Here is an 18501-nt window from a genome sequence, read left to right as displayed (position 1 = left end):
ATCAGGTCACCGTGAGCGTCACGTTTGCCGCAGTCATGCTCGCCGCTTGGTTGAATGCGAGAGCCACATCGGGAGATCCCGCGCCACCGGGGCCGCTGAGCGTGAGTGCTGCCAGCTTGAACACCACCCCGCCACCGACAGAGTTCGCCGCGGTGATCGCGTCGCCCCACTCGACCGATCCGCTGGCGCCGCCGCCGATTTGCACGCCGTTCACGTAGTCCGCGATGGCCTGCTTGATGGCATTGCCCACTGTCGTCGAGTATCCGGTCAGCGCCTTGATCGTCACGGCAGCCGTCAGGGGGGCACTCGAAGGCCGGAAGAAGCTGATCGGATGCGCGATTCCGTAGATGTCCGTAACGATTTCGGTCGTGGTCCCATAGGTTCCGGTTCCCGGGGTCTTCTTCGCCGCAATCGCGTTGGCAATCGCCTGCGCGTCACCGCCGTCCACGACCATCGAGATGCTGTGCGAGGGGATTCCATTTGAATCCGTCGCGTTGGTGTCGTTCTCGTAGGCCCGATATCGCACGACGCCATCCGAGCATACAAAAAGACCCAGGCTGACAAGGACGGCGGGGATTGCGCGAAGGGTGCGGCCAAGCGGTTCCATGGTCTGGTGGAAGAGGCGATTAGCTGGCTTGAAACCGGCGGCGGTCGCGCAGATAGCCTTTGCGCCGATCTTCGCAAAGCCCTGGCCGCGCGGAAGCAAGGGGGTAGCGAGTGAACTATTACCTCGATACCGAGTTCGACGGCTTCGGTGGCCCGCTGCTGTCCCTTGCGCTGGTGCGCGAGGATGGGCAGTCGCTGTATCTGGTCTACACGGACAGCGCGGCGCAGCAGCCGTGGGTACGGGAGAACGTCGTTCCGATCCTGCGCGCGGTGCCCTTCCCGGTGACGGTCGTCAACTGCCGTCACCATGGCGGCGCATACCGCATCGCTGAGTTCCTGCATGGCGATCCCGCCCCGCACATCAACACCGATTGGCCAGACGACGTGCGCTATTTCTGCCAAGCCATCATCACGGCCCCGGGTGAAATGGTTGCCGTACCCCACCTCTCGTTCGAGATCCACCGCGTGGACGCCTACCCGACAACGCTATCCGACGCGGTCCAACACAACGCATGGTGGGACGCGATGGCGCTCCGGCACATCATCCAGCACCCCCGCACGGACGGAGGCGGACGTGGATCATAAAGCACGCACAAGCCGAACCTGTGACTCATTGATGGAACAATAAATGGCTTCCAACTACCTCACGCCGGAGGAGCTCAAAGAGCTTACCGGCTATGTTACGCGCGCGGCCACGTGCCGCTGGCTGGAGCGCAACGGATGGCCTTTCGCGCAACCCGCTGGCAACGAATGGCCGCGCGTTTTGCGCGAGTACCATGATGCACGGTTGTCCGGCGAAGAGAAGCGCCGGCCCAAACGAGGGGCGGAACCAAATTGGAGATGCGCGCCATGATCGCTAAGCGTACAAAACACTTGAAATTGGGTCTGTTGCCCCGCATGGACGCGAGGCCGCGTGCGAAAGGCGGGTGGACGTTCCGGTACTACACCTACGACCGGAAATACATCAACCTTGGCCACGACCGCGCCGAAGCAATCAAGCGAGTTCTGGAAATGGAGAGGCGTGCACCGGACACAGGAACCGTGGGCGAACTGATGCGTGAATACATGGCCAGCGGCGCCTTTAAAAACGACCTGGCCCAACGCACGCAGGAAGACTACATCGCGTCCAGTAGGGAAGTCCTGGAGCGGTTTGCATCGATGCCGGTCGAAGACGTCAAGCCGCCACATATCGCGCGGTATTTGCGCGTAGAGCGTGCGGACGCACCTGTCCGGGCAAACCGAGAAATGGCATTGCTCGCCTCGGCGTTCCAATTCGGTATCGAGCACGGCTACGCCACGGCAAACCCATGCCGACAAGTCCGCCGGAATAAAGAGCGTCCACGCTCGCGCTGCCCTTCGTGGGCCGACATTGAATCGTTCTGCGCGACGGCAGCGAACAAGGGACCGTCGTCGCACGTCATCGGGCTGATGGCCAAGTTCATCGCGCTCACCGGCCGCCGCCGCGCGGAATTTCTGAGCCTGCGCAAGACTGATTTGGGTCAGGACGGAATTGTCGTAGGGTTTGCGAAAGCTAAGGCGGGCGATGCACTGCGCCGAGGGCTGATCGAGTGGACGCCGGCGCTGCGCCAGCTATTCGCGGAGCTCGGGCAATTGGATCGCAAAGCGCGCGACGGGAAATCGTCTATCCCGGAATCGATGTTCGTGTTCACGAACCGCGACGGACAGCCTTATAGCGAACAAGGCTTCAAGGCGCTGTGGTCCAAAATCATGGCCGATTGGGTGGCAGTGCCAGGGCGCGAGCGGTTCACGTTCCACGACCTGCGCGCCTACTACGTGACGGTGCTGGTGGACCGCGACGAGAACCCGGAAACACACGCAAATCCGGCCACAACCCGGCGGGTTTATGACCGCCGGCGCGTGGTCAAGATCAAGGGCAGCGCCTGACGCATGCCACCAAAGTCGGATCTTGCCACCATTTCAAATTCGACAGGCAAGAAAAAAGCCGCTCTAAGCGGCTGATTTCTAAGGAATTCTTTGGGGTGGCTGATGGGGCTCGAACCCACGACAACCGGAATCACAATCCGGGACTCTACCAACTGAGCTACAGCCACCTCTGGTGCTTCTTTGCCGTGCTTCAAAAGAAGCTCAACAACGAAGAGGCCGAACTATAGCATATTTTTTCTGCGTGTCAAAAGCCCCCTTTTGCCTTTCCATTGCCAATACCACGCACCTTGCTATTCTTCCGCATGGCTCACTTACCAAGGCTGGTTTTCACGTCATTGCTATGGATCGCATACACGCAATTTTGATCGATTACTGGCCTCATCTGGTCTTTGCCATCAGCATCGTGGCGGGGACGGGCGCGGCGGTGCATGCCGCGATGACCAAGCAGGATGTGCGGGCGGCGATTGGGTGGGTGGGGGTGGCGCTGTTTTCCCCCTTGTTTGGCGCCCTCTTCTATTTTGTGGCCGGCATTAATCGCATCCGCAAGACGCGGGTGTCGCAGTTGCGCGACGAGACCATGGTGGTGGATGCCGAGCAGGTGGATACCCTGCCGGTGGATGTGGCGGCGGTATCCGGTACGCAGTTTGCGTCGCTGAAAATACTGGGGGATCGCGTCAGCCGGTTTCGGCTGTTGGGTGGCAACGCGGTGCAGCCGCTGGACGGCGGGGACGAAGCCTATCCGGCCATGATGCAGGCCATACGCGAAGCGCGTAGCGCCATCGCGATGCAAAGCTATATCTTCGATAACGACGAGATCGGCCGCGAGATGGCCGAAGCGCTGATAGAAGCGCAAGGGCGCGGCGTGCAGGTGCGTGTGTTGATCGACGCCATCGGCTCCAAGTATTCGCGTCCGCCCATCGTGCGCATGTTGGCGCGCGGCGGCGTGCCCGTGGCGCGCTTCATGACGAATCCGCTGGGCGTGCTGCGCATGCCTTATGCCAATCTGCGCAGCCACCGCAAAGTGTTGGTTATCGATGGACGCGTGGGCTTTTCGGGCGGCATGAACGTGCGGGCGGCGTTTGTGACGGCGCTGGCGGGCAAGGCCGTCAATCACGACACGCATTTCCGCATGGAGGGGCCGATCGTGACGCAGCTGATGTCGGTGTTCGCGCACGATTGGAATTTCACCACGCACGAATCGCTGCCCGCGCGCCCGTGGTTCGACCCGCACGCGCTGCCGCCGACTGGCAACGTGCCGATGCGCTGCGTGCCGTCGGGCCCGGACCGCGCGCTGGGCAGCTCACACAATATGCTGCTGGGCGCGCTGGCAGTGGCGCAGCATCACGTGCGCATCCAGTCGCCCTATTTCCTGCCTGACCAGACGTTGATCGGCGCGCTGGCTACGGCGGCGCGGCGCGGCATCCGCGTAGACATCGTCATCCCCGACAAGAACAATCTGCGGCTGGTGGACTACGCCATGTCGGCGCAGTTGGACCAGGTGGTGCGCACGGGCTGCCATGTCTGGCGGGCGGTGGGCACGTTCGACCACTCCAAGCTGATGACGGTGGACGACGCCTGGGCCTACGTCGGTTCGTCGAACCTGGACCCGCGCAGCCTGCGCTTGAATTTCGAGCTGGACACCGAAATCTATGATCCCGGCGTGGCACGCTGGATCGGCAAGCGCATCGATGCGCTGATCGATCATGCCAAACCGGAAACGCTGGACACCCTGGCCCAGGCGCCGTTTGCCAAACGGCTGCGCAACAAGGTCATCTGGCTGGCTACGCCGTATTTGTGACGCTTCGACAACACGCGCCAACAACACGCCTAGACAACACGCCTAGACAACACGCCTAGACAACACGCTTCAACAACACGCGCCAACAACACGCGCCAACCCCAACACCGCCGAACCTTTCTGCACGATGCGTTATGAACTGACCGACCTGCGCCTGTTCCTTGCCATCGCCGAGGCGCAAAGCCTGTCCGGCGGCGCCAATACGGTGCACCTTACCGCTTCGTCCGCCAGCTACCGCCTGAAGAATCTGGAAGCGGCGATGGGCGTGCCGCTGTTCAAGCGCGAAGCACGCGGGATGGAGTTGACGACGGAAGGCGCGTTTGTGCTCAAGCACGTGCGGTCGCTGCTGGCCGGCGTAGAACGTATGCACGGCGAAGTCAGCGGCTTTGCCAGTGGCCTGAAAGGCAGCGTCAAGCTGTTTGCCAACAGCAGTTCGCTGAACGGCTTTATCGTGCCCAGCCTTAGCCGATTTCTGTCGGCCAATCCGAACGTGAACATCCTGCTGGAAGAACGTTCCAGCACCACGATCGAGGCCGCTATCGCGGGCCAGGAAGCGGATATCGGCATCTTTGCCGGTCATGCCGAATCGGCCGGCGTGCAGGCGGTGCGCTATGCCATCGACGAACTGATCATCGCGGCGCCGCCGAACCACCCGGTGGCGCAGCATTCGCCGGTGCGCTTTCCGGCGGTGCTGGACCTGGATTTTGTCTGCATGAGCCGTGCCAGCAGCAACTACATCTTCCTGCGCGACATGGCCAAGCTGGCGGGCAAGACGCCCAAGGTGCGCATCCACGTGCACACCTTCGACGCCGTGCTGTCCATGGTGCAGGCCGGCGTGGGCGTATCGCTGGTGCCGCGCAGCGTTGCGGCCACCGCGCTGCGTGAACAGCGCATTGCGGCGGTGGCCATCAGCGAACCCTGGGCGCGCCGTGAATTGACGCTGGTGACGCAAGCCAACGTGCCCCTGTCACCCTTCGTGGAGCAGGTTGCCGAGTATCTGCTGGACGATCCGATCGTTGCAGCGACGCGCGGCGGGTTGGACTGATCCCCCCCTGCTCAACCCACCTCAACCCAGCTCAGGCCGGCCCAGCGCAGTTCACGCCAGTTCAACCCTTGCCGCGCCGCTTGCTGGTCAGAAACTCGTTCATGAACTTCTGCGGTTCGCCGGTATTGAAGGCGGCGCCGAATTCCGCCACGCTGTCTTCGATGGCGTCGTCCACCGACATCGTTTCCCAGCGGCGCAACAGTTTCTTCTGCTGACGCAGAGCCTCCGGCCCCAGCGCGGCAAAGCTCTGCGCCAGCTTGTAGACGGTTTCGTCCAGCTGCGCCTGCGGCACGGCGGCATTGACCAGCCCCCAGTCCTGTGCGCGACGCGCGTCGATCAGTTCGCCCGTCAACAGCATCCACGCGCTGTGGGCCGCCCCGATCAAGCGCGGCATCAGCGCCGCGTGAATCACCGAGGGGATGCCGACCTTGACCTCGGGCATGCCGAACTGCGCTTCGTCGGCGCAGATGCGCAAGTCGCAAGCCAGCGCGAACTCCAACCCGCCGCCCAGGCACCAGCCGGGTATGCGCGCGATGACCGGCACGGGAAAGTGGCGGACGGCGTTGCACAGGTCGCGCAGATTAGCGATGAAGCGCTGGGCGCTGGACGCATCCAGCGCGGCCATTTCGGCGATATCGGCGCCCGCCACGAAGGCGCGGTCGCCCGCGCCGCGCAGCACCAGCACGCGCACCGCCTTGTTGTGGCTCAACTGGGACAATGCGTGCCGCAGGCCATTGATGACGGGCGTACTCAAGATGTTCAGCACGCCGGCGTCCTGCATGGTCAGCGTGGCGATGCCGGCCGCGTCAATGCGGACGTCGGCGTGGGGAAGGGACAGATTCATGGTGTTCACAAGCGCTCCGGTCACTGCATTTTCTGAAATTTGATGTCTTCGACCACCGTTTTCCAATGCCCGTACGACTGCGCGATCAACGCGCCGAATGCGTCGCGCGACATCGGGCTGGGCACGGCACCCTGTCTTTCGATGGCGTCTACCGTTGCCGGGTCCGCCAGGGCCTGGCGCACGGCCGCATTCAATTTATCCAGCACCGGCGCGGGCGTGCCGGCGGGTGCGGCCAAGCCAAACCATGACGGGTTGTTCATGGCGGGCAACCCCGCTTCGGCATAGGTCGGCACGTCGGGCAACACCTTCAGCCGTTCGCGGGCCGCCACGGCCAAGGGGCGGATGCGCTGCGCCTGGATCAGCGGATACGACGACGGAATATTGTCGAACACGACCTGCACCTGCCCGGCCACCAGATCGTTCAACGCGGGCCCCAGACCCTTGTACGGCACATGCAGCATGCGCGTGCCCGTCGTCTTCATGAACAGTTCGCCATTCATGTGGCTTAAGCCACCATTGCCGGATGAGCCGAACGCGTACTTGTTGGGATCGGCCTTGAGCAAGGCCAGGAACGCCGTCAGATTTTGCGCCGGCAACGCCGGGTTCACGACCAGCACGTTGGGTACGTCCGCCAGGTTGCTGATGGGGGCAAAGTCCTGGACCGGATCGTAGAGGCTCTTGGCGTAGACGTTCGGGTTGACGGCGTGCGAACTTTCTACCGCCATCACGAGCGTGTAGCCGTCGGCCGGTTGTTTCGCCGCGTAGGCGGACCCGATGCTGCCGCCGGCGCCGGGCTTGTTTTCGATGATGACGGACTGGCCCAGCTGCGCGCCCAGCTTGTTGCCCACGACGCGCGCGATGATGTCGGTGGTGCCGCCCACGGCATACGGCACCACCAGGCGGATGGGCTTGTCGGGATACTCGGCGGCGGCCAGGCCGGGTACGGCAAGGCCCGCAAAAAACATGGCAAGCGGTATTTTTTTGATGATTGTCATTGTTGTCTCCTCGGGATGAATCAGGTCTTCAAAGCGTGGGCGGACGGCCCGGCGCGGCGTCGGTGTGGCCGACCGGCATGGCGTGGGGCCGCGCGCCCAGCACCGCGTCGGTGTGTTCGCCCAGCAAAGGCGGCGCGGCGCCCAACGCGTTGGCGGGCGAGCCGGCCAGCAAGGGGTTGCGCACCAGCCGCATGTCGCCCAGCACGGGATGCACGGTGGCCTGGACCAATTGGCGGTGGCGCACCTGCGGATGCGCAAAGACCTCGTCCAGCGTGTGGATCGGCCCCCATGGCACGCCCGCGGCGTCGAACGCGTCGGTCCAATGCTTGCGGGGCGCGCCGGCCAACGCTTGCGCCACTTGCGCGCGCAGGCTGTCCAGGTGCAAAAGGCGCGCGCTGTTGGTGGCGTAGCGCGTATCCAATGCCCAGTCGGGATGACCGACCACACCGCAAAAGCGCGAGAATTGGGCGTCGTTGCCAATCGCCAGAATCAAATGGCCATCGGCGCAGGCGAACACTTCGTAGGGCGCGCAATTGGGATGCGCGTTGCCGCTGCGCTGGGGCGCCACGCCGGACGCCAGGTAGTTGGCGCCCTGGTTGGCGTTCATGGCCACGGCCACATCCAGCAAGCAGATGTCCAGCGGCATGCCCTGCCCCGTAAGGTCGCGCCGGCGCAAGGCGGCCAACACGGCGGTCGTGGCATACATGCCCGTCATCAGGTCCACCACGGCGACGCCGGTGCGCAAGGGGCCGGCGCCGGGCGTACCGTCAGGCTGACCGGTGTAGCTCATCAAGCCGCCCATGCCCTGGAACACGTAGTCATAGCCCGGCTTGTCCGCCATGGGGCCGGACTGGCCGTAGCCGGTAATGGACAGGTAGATCAGGCGCGGGTTGATGCGCGCCAGCGACGCGTAGTCCAAGCCGTATTTGCGCAGGCCGCCGGCCTTGTAGTTCTCAACCAGGATGTCGGCGTCGGCGACAAGTTCGCGCACGCGGGCCGCGCCCGCCTCCGAGGCAAAGTCGATGGCCACCGACTGCTTGCCACGGTTGCACGCCATGAAATAGGCCGACATGGCCGCCTTGCCGTCGTCGGCGCGCAAGTCGGGCGGCCCCCAGCCGCGCGTGTCATCGCCGCGCGTGGGGTGTTCGATCTTGATGACCTGGGCGCCCAGGTCGGCCAGGTTCTGCGTGCACCAGGGGCCGGCAAGAATGCGCGACAGGTCCACGACCTTGATGCCGCAGAGGGCGTTGTGAAGCATAGTGTCTCCGTGATTCAACTGCTTTCGGAGAATTATGTTCGCGCCCTCGTCCCACGAGGAGTTGAATGTTTCGAACGCTGCGTTCGACAGCATTCAACGCGCAGTCGAACGCTTAGCCGTCGGACACCGGCGAGGGCGCGGCGCGCACGGCGAACACGGCGTTTGCTTTGAGCATGACGCGGCCGTCGACCCGCAACAGGCAATGGGCGTAGATCAGTCGCTTGCCCTGCTTGTCGATCTGCACATGGGCTTCAAGCCAGTCGCCGGGCTGCACGGCGCTAAGGTATTCCACCGACATCTGCACGGTCACGATCGACACTTGCGCCTGTTCGGCAATGGTGAAGCCCAGCGCGCTATCCGCCAAGGTGGCGAGCAAGCCGCCGTGCGCCATGCCGTGCATGTTGGTGTGCGCGTGGTTGACGCGCAGCGCCAGCACGTTGTCCGTGTCGCGCCGGTACAGCGCGCCCAGGTCGGCCAGATGGGTCATGAACGGGCTGCTGGGGCGCCACGGCGCAAAACCTTCGGGGATGGATTCAGTCATGGCGGGAAAATCGATGGCAATCCGACATTGGATGGCTGAAAGTACCGCAAAGCCGGCCCCGGCGAACATGGCCGGCGGCAAGAGGTGTACGCGCAGCGAACGAAGCGGGGCGTATCGCGCGCCGGGCGCCGCCCCAGCACCGACGGGCTTCGTTCCGGTGGAAATCTAAGAGTAAGATTTACGCCACAACATTCCTATACCTGGCAGGAGCAGTAAACGATGGCGAAAGTCGGCATGGTGGGTATCGGCCTTATGGGCCATGGCATTGCAAGCAATCTGGTCAAGCACGGGCATGCGTTGACGGTGCTTGAACATCCGGGCAATCAGCCCCTGGACGCGTTGAAAGCCGCGGGCGCGGCCAGCGTGACCAGCGGCGCGGCGTTGGCGGCGCAGTCGGATGTGATCATCCTGTGCGTAACGGGCAGCCCGCAGGTCGAAGCCGTGTTGCTGGCCGAAGGCGGCGTGCTGGAAGGCCTGCGCGCAGGCACCGTCATCATCGATTGCTCGACGGCGATTCCGTCGTCCACCATCAAGGTCGCGCAAGCCGTGACGGATTCGGGTGGCCGCTTTCTGGATGCGCCGATGACGCGCACGCCCAAGGAAGCCGCCGAAGGAAGGCTGAACCTGCTGGTGGGCGGCGACGCCGCGCTGTTTGAAGAATGCAAGCCGATCCTGGCCTGCTTTGCCGAAAACATCACGCATGCCGGCCCCATCGGCGCCGGGCACCGCATGAAGCTGCTGCACAACTACGTGTCGCTGGGTGTCGTCGCGCTGCTGTCGGAAGCAGCGGCGTGCGCGCTGCGTTCGGATATCGACCCCGCGGTGTTCGCGGAAGTCCTGAGCAAGGGCGGTGGCGGCGGCGTGGCGTTGGAACGCATCAAGCCGTACCTGCTGGAACAGGACCCGTCGTCGCTGCGCTTTTTCATGTCGAACGCGCAGAAGGACTTGTCCTACTACAACACCATGGCAGCCGAGGCCGGCGCCGTGCGCGAGATCGGCGCCGCCGTGCAGCACACGTTCGACCAGGCCGTCACGCAAGGCGGTGGCGAACGCTACGTGCCCGAACTGGTGACGTTGCTGAAAGACCGCTAGGTCAGCGTCCCACGGTTGCCGGGGCGGGCGCAAGGCCGCGTCCGGGCAACCGCAGCGAGATGGCCGCGGCCATCAACAGCAGCACGCCCGCCGAACCGAAGGCAACCCAGTGCGTGTGGAACGTGTCGAACGCCCAGCCCCCCAGCCACGAACTGATCATGCCGCCGACCTGGTGGCCCAGATACGTCAGGCCGTACAGCACGCCGACCAGCCGGATGCCGTAGACGTCCGCCAGAATGGCCGAGGACAACGCGATGCTGCCCGCCCACACAATGCCGCCGATGGTGGCCGCCGCATACAGTTCCCAGTGCGCGCCCACCATGACCAGGGCGAAGAACCCCAGGCCGCGCACCAGGTAGATGGCGGCCAGGATGTTGCGCCGTTCAACCTGGTCGGACATGCGGCCCAGCACCAGCGTGCTGAAGATGGCAACCAGGCCGATCAGGCCGATGCCCAGCGAACTGGTGGTGGCGTCGAACCCGTGGTCCATCAGCATGGGCATGCCGTGCGTACCCAGCAGGTTCATGCTGTAGCCACAGGCGAACAGGCCCAGCGCCACCTGCCAGAAGGGCAAGGTGCGCAACGCGTCGCGCACGTTCGGTGCGGGCGCTTTGCCTGGCGTGGAGGATGCGGCCGACACTTTTCGATCCGGAATCTGGTGCGGCAGCAGGTCGGTGTGTTCGGGCGCGTTGTCGCGCATGATGAACAGCGCGACGGGCACGGTCAGCAAGGCGAACAGCACGGCGAAGGCCAGCAGGGTTTCCTGCCAGCCCACGGCCGCGATCGCAAAGGTCAGCGTTGGCGTCATCAAGGCGATGCCCGCCATGGACCCGGTGGACAAAAAGAACAGTGCCATGCCGCGCTGGCGCGTGAACCAGCGGCTGATGACCGGCGTCAACGCAACGGGGCTGGTAAACGCCAGGCCCACGGACAAGGCCACGCCGAAGGACAGCAGGAACTCAATGGGGCCACGCGCGAACACCGTCCACAGCGAAGACGCCACGACGATGGCCGTGCCGGTCAGCAGCACGAAGCGCGTGCCGCGCACGCTGACCAGGTAACCCGCCAGCGGCATGGCCAGCCCGTAGCACAGCATGCCCACCGCCACGATGGCCGACAGCAGGCTGCGCGAAAATCCCAGCCCGTCCGCCATCGGCAGGAAAAAAGGCCCGATGCCCATGCGCAGGCCCACCGTCAACAGGGTAAGAACCGCGGCGGCGCCGACGATGTTCCAGCCGAAATACCAGCCGCCCGACTCTTGCTTGTTCACAACCGTCTCCTCGATGTCTTCTTGTAGCCGCAGGCGCGCCAGGGCTTACAGACACCGCAGGGAACGCGCGGACAAAATCCGCTATCGACACGGGTGAGAAGGACGCGGCACGAATCGGCGTGTTCTTGCCGGTGGCCAGGGGCCGGCCGGACGCAACATATTACTCCTGGCTATAAGCGGGGATCACGTTGCGGGGCCGAAAAATTCGTTCGGTAAGCGGGCATTCGCCCATTGCGTCGCCAAGGCAGGCAACGCCAGACGGTGTTACGCCTTCTTTTCCAGGAACGCCTGCAACGCGGGCACGGTGTTCAACACGTGTTGGCGCATGGCCGCTTCGCAACGGGCGGGGTCGCGCGTTTGCAGGGCGTCGATCAGTTCTTGATGCGATTCCCGCACACGCAGTACGCGGCCGGGCTGCGCCGCCCACAAGCGCATATAAGGTTCCACCACCGAATGCAGTTCCGAGATCTGACGCAGCAGTCGCGGTTTCTGGCAGAAGCTGCACAGGTATTCATGAAACTCCCGATGCGCGGTCGTCCAATCCAGATCGTCGCTTGCGTCCTGGTCCAGCTGCTCAAGCATATTGGTCAGGCGGCGGACGTGCTCGGCGCTCATGTGCAGCACGGCATTGCGCGCGGCCAGGCCTTCCAGCACGGACCGCATCTCGAACACTTCCAGCATTTCCTGCTGGTTCAGCCCGCGCACGACGGCGCCCCGATTGGCGCGGATCTCGACCAGCCCTTCCGAGGCCAGCCGCCGCAGGGCGCCGCGCACGGGCATCCGGCTTGTGCCGATCTCGGTGGCGACCACATCCGGCACCAGGCGCTGGCCGGGCGCATAGTTGCCCAGGCGGATTTCGCGTTGCAGATGCAGATAAGCCTCGTCTTCGGCACTGATCGCTGTCTTCTGGAATTGCAGCATTGTCGTCCCCGGGCTTGGAAAGCCGCCATGATAGATAAACGCAAAAATAACACAAACTGGATCCAGTGATCCATGGATGCAAATACCAATGGTCGCCCGGGGCACGGTCCCGTCTAATTGCTTGCGGACGGCGTCGCAAGGCCTGTCACGCGCCGGAACGGGCAACAGACCCGCCCGGCAAGCCCAAGCTTTCCATTACGCGATCAAGGGGAATCCAATGAAATTTCGTCTCATCCGGACGCTGGCCGGCCTGGCCGTAGCCGCTTTCGCCGCCCAGGCCGGCGCACAAACCGCCGCGCCCGCCCCCGACTGGCCGCAGCACCCGGTGCGCATTGTTGTGCCGTTCCAGGCCGGCTCTGCCACGGACCTGATCTCGCGCCAGCTGGGTGCCGCGCTGGCCACCGAACTGGGCCAACCCTTTGTCGTGGAAGCCCGCCCGGGCGCCGCGGCCGCCATCGGCAGCGCCTCGGTGGCGCGTTCCGCACCGGATGGCTACACGTTGTTGATGGGCGGCCCGGCCGCTGTCGTCACCAACCGCTTCCTGCAGAAACGTCTGGCTTATGACCCGGACGCCTTCGCGCTGGTGTCCCTGGTGGCCTACACGCCCAACATCCTGCTGGCCAATCCGCAGCAGCCCTTCAAGACGCTGCCCGAAATGGTGGCCTATGCGCGCGCCAATCCGGGCAAGCTGACCTACGCGTCGTTCGGCACCGGCACCACGTCGCACATGGCGGGCGAAATGCTCAAGTCCATTGCCGGCATCGACATCCTGCACGTGCCGTACAAGGGCGCGGGCGAAGCCATCCCCGCCCTGCTGTCCGGCCAGGTATCGATGTATTTCGACACCATCATGACGGGCCTGCCGCAGGTCAAGAGCGGTTCGCTGCTGGCGCTGGGCATGTCCAACTCGAAGCGTTCCTCGCTGGCGCCGGACATTCCCACCATCGCCGAACAAGGCTACGCGGGCTACGACATCGCCCCCTGGTATGGCCTGGTCGCGCCCGAAGGCACGCCCGAGCCGATTCTTGAAAAGCTGAACCGCGCCGTCAACAAGGTGCTGGCGGATCCGGCATTGCGCGGTAAGCTCGCCGAAGCGGGCGCCGAACCGCGTGGCGGCAGCCGCGCCGAATTCGCCGCCTTCATCAAGGCCGAAATTCCGCGCACCAAGCAGTTGATCGACCAAGCCGGCATCACCCCGCAGTAACCCTTACTCCACGAGTTTCCAGCATCCATGTCCCCCTCCTTCGATTGGTCTTTTCCGTACGCTTCCCGAAAAATGCCGGTCCTGGCCGCCAACGCGGTCGCGACCAGCCAGCCGCTGGCTGCGCAGGCGGGGCTACGCATGTTGCTGGCCGGTGGCAATGCCGTTGACAGCGCCATTGCCACCGCGATTGCGCTGACGGTGGTCGAACCCGTCATGAACGGCATCGGCGGCGATATGTTCGCGCTGGTCTGGCACAACGGCCAACTGCATGGCCTCAATTCCAGCGGTTGCGCGCCCGCCGCGTGGACGCCCGACTTCTTCAACGGCCGCGACGCCATGCCCGGCACCGGCTGGGGCACCGTCACCGTGCCCGGCCAGGTGGCCGGCTGGAAGGCGCTGTCCGACCGCTTCGGCAAGCTGCCCTTCGCCAAACTGTTCGAGCCCGCCATCGGCTATGCCGAAGAAGGCTTCCCCGTGTCGCCGACCATCGCGCGCCAATGGGCCACGCAAGCGCCCAAGCTGGCGCACGAGCCCGGCTTTGCCGAGGCCTTTCTACCCGAAGGCCGTGCACCGCAAGCAGGCGAATGGTGGCGCTTTCCGGCACAGGGCAAGACGCTGCGCGCCATTGCGGAAAGCGGCGGCGACAGCTTCTATCTGGGCGAACTCGCCCGCAAGATCACCGACTTTGCCAGCCAAACGGGCGGCGCTCTCAGCGCCACGGACCTGGCCGAGCATCGTCCGGAATGGGTCGCCCCCATTTCGCAATCCTTCCGCGACGTTGAACTGCATGAAATTCCGCCGAACGGCCAAGGCATTTCCGCGCTGATGGCGCTGGGCATGCTAGAACAGTTCGACCTGGAAGGCATGGGTGTGGACAGCGCCGACTACTACCACGTCAGCATCGAAGCGATGAAGCTGGCGTTCGCCGACCTGCATCACCATGTGGCCGACCCGCGCCACATGCGCACGGACGCCAAGGCGCTGCTGGACCGCGCCTACCTGGCCGAACGCGCACGGCTGATTTCGATGGATCGTGCCAGCGTACCCACCGCCGGCACGCCCGCCACCGGCGGCACCGTTTACCTGACCACGGCCGATGCGAACGGCACGATGGTGTCGTTCATCCAGTCCAACTATCACGGCTTCGGTTCAGGCGTGGTCGTGCCGGGCACCGGCATCAGCCTGCATAACCGTGGCTTGAACTTCGTGCTGACGCCCGGCCACGCCAATCAGGTGGCGCCGCGCAAAAAGCCCATGCACACGATCATTCCCGCGTTTGTCACGCGTGGCGGCCAGCCGTTGATGTCGTTTGGCGTGATGGGCGGATCGATGCAGGCGCAGGGCCACCTGCAAATGGTCACGCGTCTGGCCGCGTTCAAACAGAACCCGCAGGCGATGAGCGATGCCCCGCGCTTCCGCGTTGAAAAGGGCCCGGTGGTGAATGTGGAATCGCACCTGCCGCAAGACGTGGTGCAGACGCTGCGCGACCGTGGTCACAATGTGGCGGTGGCGCCGGTGGACAGCCTGGAATTCGGCTCGGCGCAGTTGATTTGCCGCTTGCCCCAAGGCGGTTATATCGCGGCGTCGGACTCGCGCCGCGACGGGCAAGCCGTCGGCTTCTGACCGCAGGGCGGCTTCAGGGCTGAAGCCGTCGCCGAAGGCAATTCGCGCTTCGGCCCGGCTTGCCTGCCCCGGCTGCGGCCTGAGCTCAGGCCGAGCTCCAGGTTGGCTTGTCCGGCCGGGGCAGCGCGGGGAAGCCGCCTTCGCCCAGTTGGCTTTGAACGGCGTCGGCGCCGTACCGGATCAGATCCGCGTCGCGTTCGATGCCCAGCTTGCGCATGGCGCTGCGCTTTTGCGAGCTGACCGTCTGCACGCTGCGATGCGACATCTGCGAAATTTCAGTCACGGTGGCGCCTGCACAGAACAGGCGCACGATCTCGGCTTCGCGCTTGGTCAGCCGCGCCCGCCCGAGCACAAACGCCTGGTTGACGATCATCTCTTTGATGGTCGGCGAGTAGTAGGTCTTGCCCTGGTACATGGCGTGCACGGCGTTGATGATGTGGCTGGTGGAATCTGATTTGCTCAGTACGCAAAGATTTTCGTAAGCCAGCAACGCGCGGATCAGCGTGGGGTTGTCGATCATGGTCAGCACCGCCACGCGCAGCGCGGGGTATCGACGCCGCAACAGCGCGATCAGGCCCAGGCCGTCGCCGTACTTGCCGCCGGGCATGGTGTAGTCCGACACGACCACGTCGCAATGCTGGGTTTCAAGCCGCGCGACCAGATCGGTGGAGTTTTCGGCGCACCCGATGACATCGATGGCCGGGTCCAGCCCCAATTCATAGCTGACCCCCAGCGCCACGGCGGGGTGGTCGTCGGCGACGATCACGCGAATGTATCGTGATGACATTGCTGCATTTCCCTCTTCCACATCGGGAGCCCCCGGGCAACATATAGCCTTGCACGCGGGAATAGCGCCCGACGCAAGCAAGTTCTTTTTTTCATCGGCAGATTTGCATGGGTGTACGCCGTGTGAAGCCACTATATCGATAGACCGATATAGTGCTGCCGTACAGCCAATAAGAGAATAGGAATACTACGAAAGTATCCGATGCGCAACGTTCCGGCGCATGAGTCGGACGTATCCCCATCACGCCGGGCCAGGTTTCGCGATTATCGTCGTCTGATGCCGCGGTGAAACAGGCCCAGTCAGCAAGCCCATGAACAAAAACAACAACGAAGACCCTGCGCGACCCGCAAGCCCAAATGGCGCGTCGCCCCCTACAAACGGCGGCCGTCCGCCCATTGCCTCAAGTACGGCGCAACGGCGCCATGAACGCCGTGTCCGCACCATCACGGACTTGACCGGTGCTGATCCGGCCCGCGTCCGCGCCTTGGCGCACGCGTTCGTCAAGGCCAACGACATCGATATGCTGCGCCTTTGCGAACTGCACGCACGCGATGACAGACCCGCATTGCGCCAGCTTGCCCATCGGATCAAGGGCGCGGCACAAATGACGGGCGACGCGCAACTGAGTCGGCTGTGTTCCGTGCTCAGCGAAGCCTGCGCGGCACCCATCAGCCATGCCTTATCGCTGGACGCCATTGTTGAGCAGCTTGGTGATGCCCTATTGGAATTTGGCGCGTCTTGCCAACGCATGGCCAAAGAAGCCAAGTCGCCCTGACGCCGCCAAGGGCGCGACGCGGCGACGCAAGTTCTTGAAATTCGTAATCGTCACATCAGGAATTCAGACTCGTCGTAAAGATTGAGTGCGTCGCCATTCGTATAGTGGTTCGATGCTGCCCATTCCCCATTTGGCGATCGTTGCCGCTTTGTCCGCGGCATGGCTTTGCGGGCGACCCGCCCATGCGCAAATCCCCGACGCCGGTCGTTCCCTCCGCGATCTGGAATCGACCATCCCCGCGCCGCCGCCCGCCGCCCCCGCGCCCGCGCTGAAACTGCCAGGCGGCCCGGCCGGCGCAATGCCCGCGCCGGACTCAGACGCCGAATCCGGCAAAGTCACCACCGTGTTGGTGCAAGCCTTCCAGCTGGAAGGCAACCATGTCTACGACAACGCAACGTTGCAGGCGCTGCTGGTTGATGTGATCGGAACCCATCAGGGCCTGGAAGGGCTGCGCGCAGCCGCCGCCCGCCTCTCCCAGCACTACCACGCGCACGGCTACCTGCTTGCGCGGGCCTACCTGCCCCCGCAGCAGATCGACGGCGGCGTCGTGCGCATCCGCGTCATGGAAGGGCTGTACGGTCAGGTCATTCTGAACAACGCGTCGCGCACGCGCGATGGTGCGTTAAGCCCCATCCTTGACGCCCTGCCCCCCGGCACGGCGGTGCAAGGCGCGGCTCTGGACAGCGCGTTGCTGCGCCTGAACGACCTGCCCGGTGTCGTTGCCATCGGCACCTTGCGCGCGGGCGCCGTCACGGGCGAGACCGACCTGATCGTCAACGCGCAGCCCGGCCCCTGGATCGCGGGCAGCATCGACGCCGACAACTATGGCGGCGCCTACACCGGCGAATATCGCTTGAGCGCGGCCGCCAGCATCAACAGCCCCTTGGGCCTGGGCGACCAGTTCGACGTGCGCCTGTTGTCCAGCGACCGTCGGCAGCGCTATTACCATCTTGATTTCCAGGTGCCCGTCGGCCCCTGGTCCACCCGCATCGGCGCGGGCGCTTCCAACATGCGGTACGAGCTGGGCCGCGAGTTCGCCGCGCTAGAGGCGCACGGCCAGGCGCAGAACACCAACGCCTACCTGCGGCAAACCCTGCTGCGCGGCCGCGACGCCAACGTCCAGGCCACGCTCCAGTACGAACACAAGCGCCTGCGCGACAACTACGACTACTTCAATCTGTCGCGCGCGCAACGCATCGGCCTATGGACCGCCGCCGTCAACGCCAGCCTGAACGACACGCTGTGGGGCGGCGCCAGCAACGGCCTTAGTCTGGCGGTGTCGCGCGGCAACCTGCGCTTTGGCGACGACGCCCAGCGGCGCGAGGATCGCTTCGTCAAGCACGCCGGCGGCGGCTTCGGCGTGTTCAACCTTGGAATGAGCCGGCTGCAACGCATATCCGGCCCTGTTCAGTTCTTTGCCCGCATGCGCTCGCAATGGTCCAGCAAAAACCTGGACAGCTCCGAGAAATTCAGCCTGGGCGGCCCGTATGGCGTGCGCGCCTACGCACCGGGCGCCGCCAGCGGCGACCAGGGCTGGCAGGCCACGGGCGAACTGCGTTACTTGCCCTTGCCCGGCTTGCAGTTCTCGGCCTTCGTGGACACCGGCTCCGTCCAGGTCAACAAACGTGCATGGACGGCGGAACCCAACCGTCAATCATTAAGTGCGTTCGGCGTGGGCGTGGCGCATGGCGGTGCCCAGCACCTGGTCAATGTCAGCGCCGCGTGGCCCTGGCGCCAAGGCAGCGGCGCCGCAAAAACCGACCGCCAACCCCAATTCTGGGTGCAGGCCACCCGCTACTTCTGAGTCTTACCCACCTGCGACGCGGCGCGCCACAAG

18 protein-coding genes and 1 tRNA gene are annotated in these 18501 nt (G+C 64.4%); 10 read left to right on the top strand and 9 right to left on the bottom strand.

What is annotated here, in order from left to right:
- Nucleotide 1: 1 nt before the first annotated feature.
- On the bottom strand, nt 2-706 hold the full coding sequence (locus AC6LJY_RS22810) for a hypothetical protein (RefSeq protein WP_498136827.1): 705 nt from the start codon (nt 704-706) through the stop codon (nt 2-4).
- Between the two features lie 11 nt (nt 707-717).
- On the opposite strand from AC6LJY_RS22810, the gene AC6LJY_RS22805 reads away from it, so the two are divergent.
- The 3 genes from AC6LJY_RS22805 to AC6LJY_RS22795 are packed head-to-tail and all read left to right on the top strand — an operon-like array spanning nt 718 to nt 2511.
- Entirely contained in the window at nt 718-1191 is a 474-nt protein-coding gene (locus tag AC6LJY_RS22805) for a hypothetical protein (RefSeq protein ID WP_498136826.1), read from the top strand.
- A 43-nt stretch (nt 1192-1234) separates the two neighbouring features.
- Nucleotides 1235-1459 carry a DUF4224 domain-containing protein gene (locus AC6LJY_RS22800; RefSeq protein WP_498136825.1) on the top strand — a complete coding sequence of 75 codons (225 nt, stop codon included), beginning with the start codon at nt 1235-1237 and terminating at the stop codon, nt 1457-1459.
- Nucleotides 1456-2511 carry a tyrosine-type recombinase/integrase gene (locus AC6LJY_RS22795; protein ID WP_498136824.1) on the top strand — a complete coding sequence of 352 codons (1056 nt, stop codon included), beginning with the start codon at nt 1456-1458 and terminating at the stop codon, nt 2509-2511. Before AC6LJY_RS22800 ends, AC6LJY_RS22795 begins: the two co-directional genes overlap by 4 nt.
- A gap of 91 nt (nt 2512-2602) precedes the next feature.
- On the opposite strand, the gene AC6LJY_RS22790 is transcribed toward AC6LJY_RS22795, so the two are convergent.
- Nucleotides 2603-2678, bottom strand: a tRNA-His gene (locus AC6LJY_RS22790).
- Between the two features lie 173 nt (nt 2679-2851).
- Between AC6LJY_RS22790 and AC6LJY_RS22785 the strand changes: the two genes are divergently transcribed.
- Together AC6LJY_RS22785 and AC6LJY_RS22780 are read left to right on the top strand one after the other, a co-directional pair.
- A complete protein-coding gene (locus tag AC6LJY_RS22785; protein WP_498136823.1) occupies nt 2852-4309 on the top strand; it encodes a phospholipase D-like domain-containing protein in 1458 nt (485 codons plus the stop codon).
- Between the two features lie 127 nt (nt 4310-4436).
- Nucleotides 4437-5354: a LysR family transcriptional regulator gene (locus AC6LJY_RS22780; RefSeq protein ID WP_120156441.1), complete on the top strand. Its 918-nt coding sequence runs from the start codon at nt 4437-4439 to the stop codon at nt 5352-5354.
- A gap of 61 nt (nt 5355-5415) precedes the next feature.
- Here AC6LJY_RS22780 and AC6LJY_RS22775 read toward each other — a convergent pair whose 3' ends face one another.
- From AC6LJY_RS22775 to AC6LJY_RS22760, 4 genes are all read right to left on the bottom strand, one after another.
- Nucleotides 5416-6198 (bottom strand): enoyl-CoA hydratase, encoded by a 783-nt coding sequence (locus AC6LJY_RS22775; RefSeq protein WP_498136822.1) that lies wholly within the window; start codon nt 6196-6198, stop codon nt 5416-5418.
- Nucleotides 6199-6218: 20 nt separating this feature from the next.
- On the bottom strand, nt 6219-7193 hold the full coding sequence (locus AC6LJY_RS22770) for a Bug family tripartite tricarboxylate transporter substrate binding protein (RefSeq protein ID WP_370512766.1): 975 nt from the start codon (nt 7191-7193) through the stop codon (nt 6219-6221).
- Nucleotides 7194-7221: 28 nt separating this feature from the next.
- Complete coding sequence (locus AC6LJY_RS22765) at nt 7222-8451, bottom strand: CaiB/BaiF CoA transferase family protein (protein ID WP_498136821.1); 1230 nt, start codon at nt 8449-8451, stop codon at nt 7222-7224.
- A gap of 112 nt (nt 8452-8563) precedes the next feature.
- A complete protein-coding gene (locus tag AC6LJY_RS22760) occupies nt 8564-8992 on the bottom strand; it encodes a PaaI family thioesterase (RefSeq protein WP_046806026.1) in 429 nt (142 codons plus the stop codon).
- 219 nt (nt 8993-9211) lie between these two features.
- On the opposite strand from AC6LJY_RS22760, the gene AC6LJY_RS22755 reads away from it, so the two are divergent.
- The gene (locus AC6LJY_RS22755) at nt 9212-10084 is read left to right on the top strand and encodes an NAD(P)-dependent oxidoreductase (protein ID WP_104144040.1); all 873 of its coding nucleotides are present in this window, start codon (nt 9212-9214) and stop codon (nt 10082-10084) included.
- Nucleotide 10085: 1 nt separating this feature from the next.
- On the opposite strand, the gene AC6LJY_RS22750 is transcribed toward AC6LJY_RS22755, so the two are convergent.
- Both AC6LJY_RS22750 and AC6LJY_RS22745 read right to left on the bottom strand, forming a co-directional pair.
- Nucleotides 10086-11354, bottom strand: coding sequence for an MFS transporter (locus tag AC6LJY_RS22750; RefSeq protein WP_046806000.1), 1269 nt, complete (start codon nt 11352-11354; stop codon nt 10086-10088).
- 264 nt (nt 11355-11618) lie between these two features.
- Nucleotides 11619-12275, bottom strand: coding sequence for a GntR family transcriptional regulator (locus AC6LJY_RS22745; RefSeq protein WP_046806001.1), 657 nt, complete (start codon nt 12273-12275; stop codon nt 11619-11621).
- A 217-nt stretch (nt 12276-12492) separates the two neighbouring features.
- Here AC6LJY_RS22745 and AC6LJY_RS22740 point away from each other — a divergent pair, with 217 nt between their 5' ends.
- Nucleotides 12493-13479: a Bug family tripartite tricarboxylate transporter substrate binding protein gene (locus AC6LJY_RS22740; protein ID WP_498136820.1), complete on the top strand. Its 987-nt coding sequence runs from the start codon at nt 12493-12495 to the stop codon at nt 13477-13479.
- A 27-nt stretch (nt 13480-13506) separates the two neighbouring features.
- On the top strand, nt 13507-15102 hold the full coding sequence (gene ggt / locus AC6LJY_RS22735) for a gamma-glutamyltransferase (RefSeq protein ID WP_104144043.1): 1596 nt from the start codon (nt 13507-13509) through the stop codon (nt 15100-15102).
- Nucleotides 15103-15187: 85 nt separating this feature from the next.
- Here ggt and AC6LJY_RS22730 read toward each other — a convergent pair whose 3' ends face one another.
- Nucleotides 15188-15889, bottom strand: a complete 702-nt coding sequence (locus tag AC6LJY_RS22730) for a response regulator (protein ID WP_046806004.1) — start codon at nt 15887-15889, stop codon at nt 15188-15190.
- 310 nt (nt 15890-16199) lie between these two features.
- Here AC6LJY_RS22730 and AC6LJY_RS22725 point away from each other — a divergent pair, with 310 nt between their 5' ends.
- On the top strand, nt 16200-16664 hold the full coding sequence (locus AC6LJY_RS22725; RefSeq protein ID WP_498136819.1) for an Hpt domain-containing protein: 465 nt from the start codon (nt 16200-16202) through the stop codon (nt 16662-16664).
- A gap of 298 nt (nt 16665-16962) precedes the next feature.
- Nucleotides 16963-18468: a ShlB/FhaC/HecB family hemolysin secretion/activation protein gene (locus AC6LJY_RS22720; protein WP_498136818.1), complete on the top strand. Its 1506-nt coding sequence runs from the start codon at nt 16963-16965 to the stop codon at nt 18466-18468.
- The last annotated feature ends 33 nt before the right edge of the window (nt 18469-18501 follow it).

The sequence above is a fragment of the Achromobacter sp. RT286_PF genome (assembly GCF_059760425.1).
The sequence above is the reverse complement of the archived record's forward strand: the minus strand, read 5'-3'. Positions and strand labels throughout refer to the sequence as shown.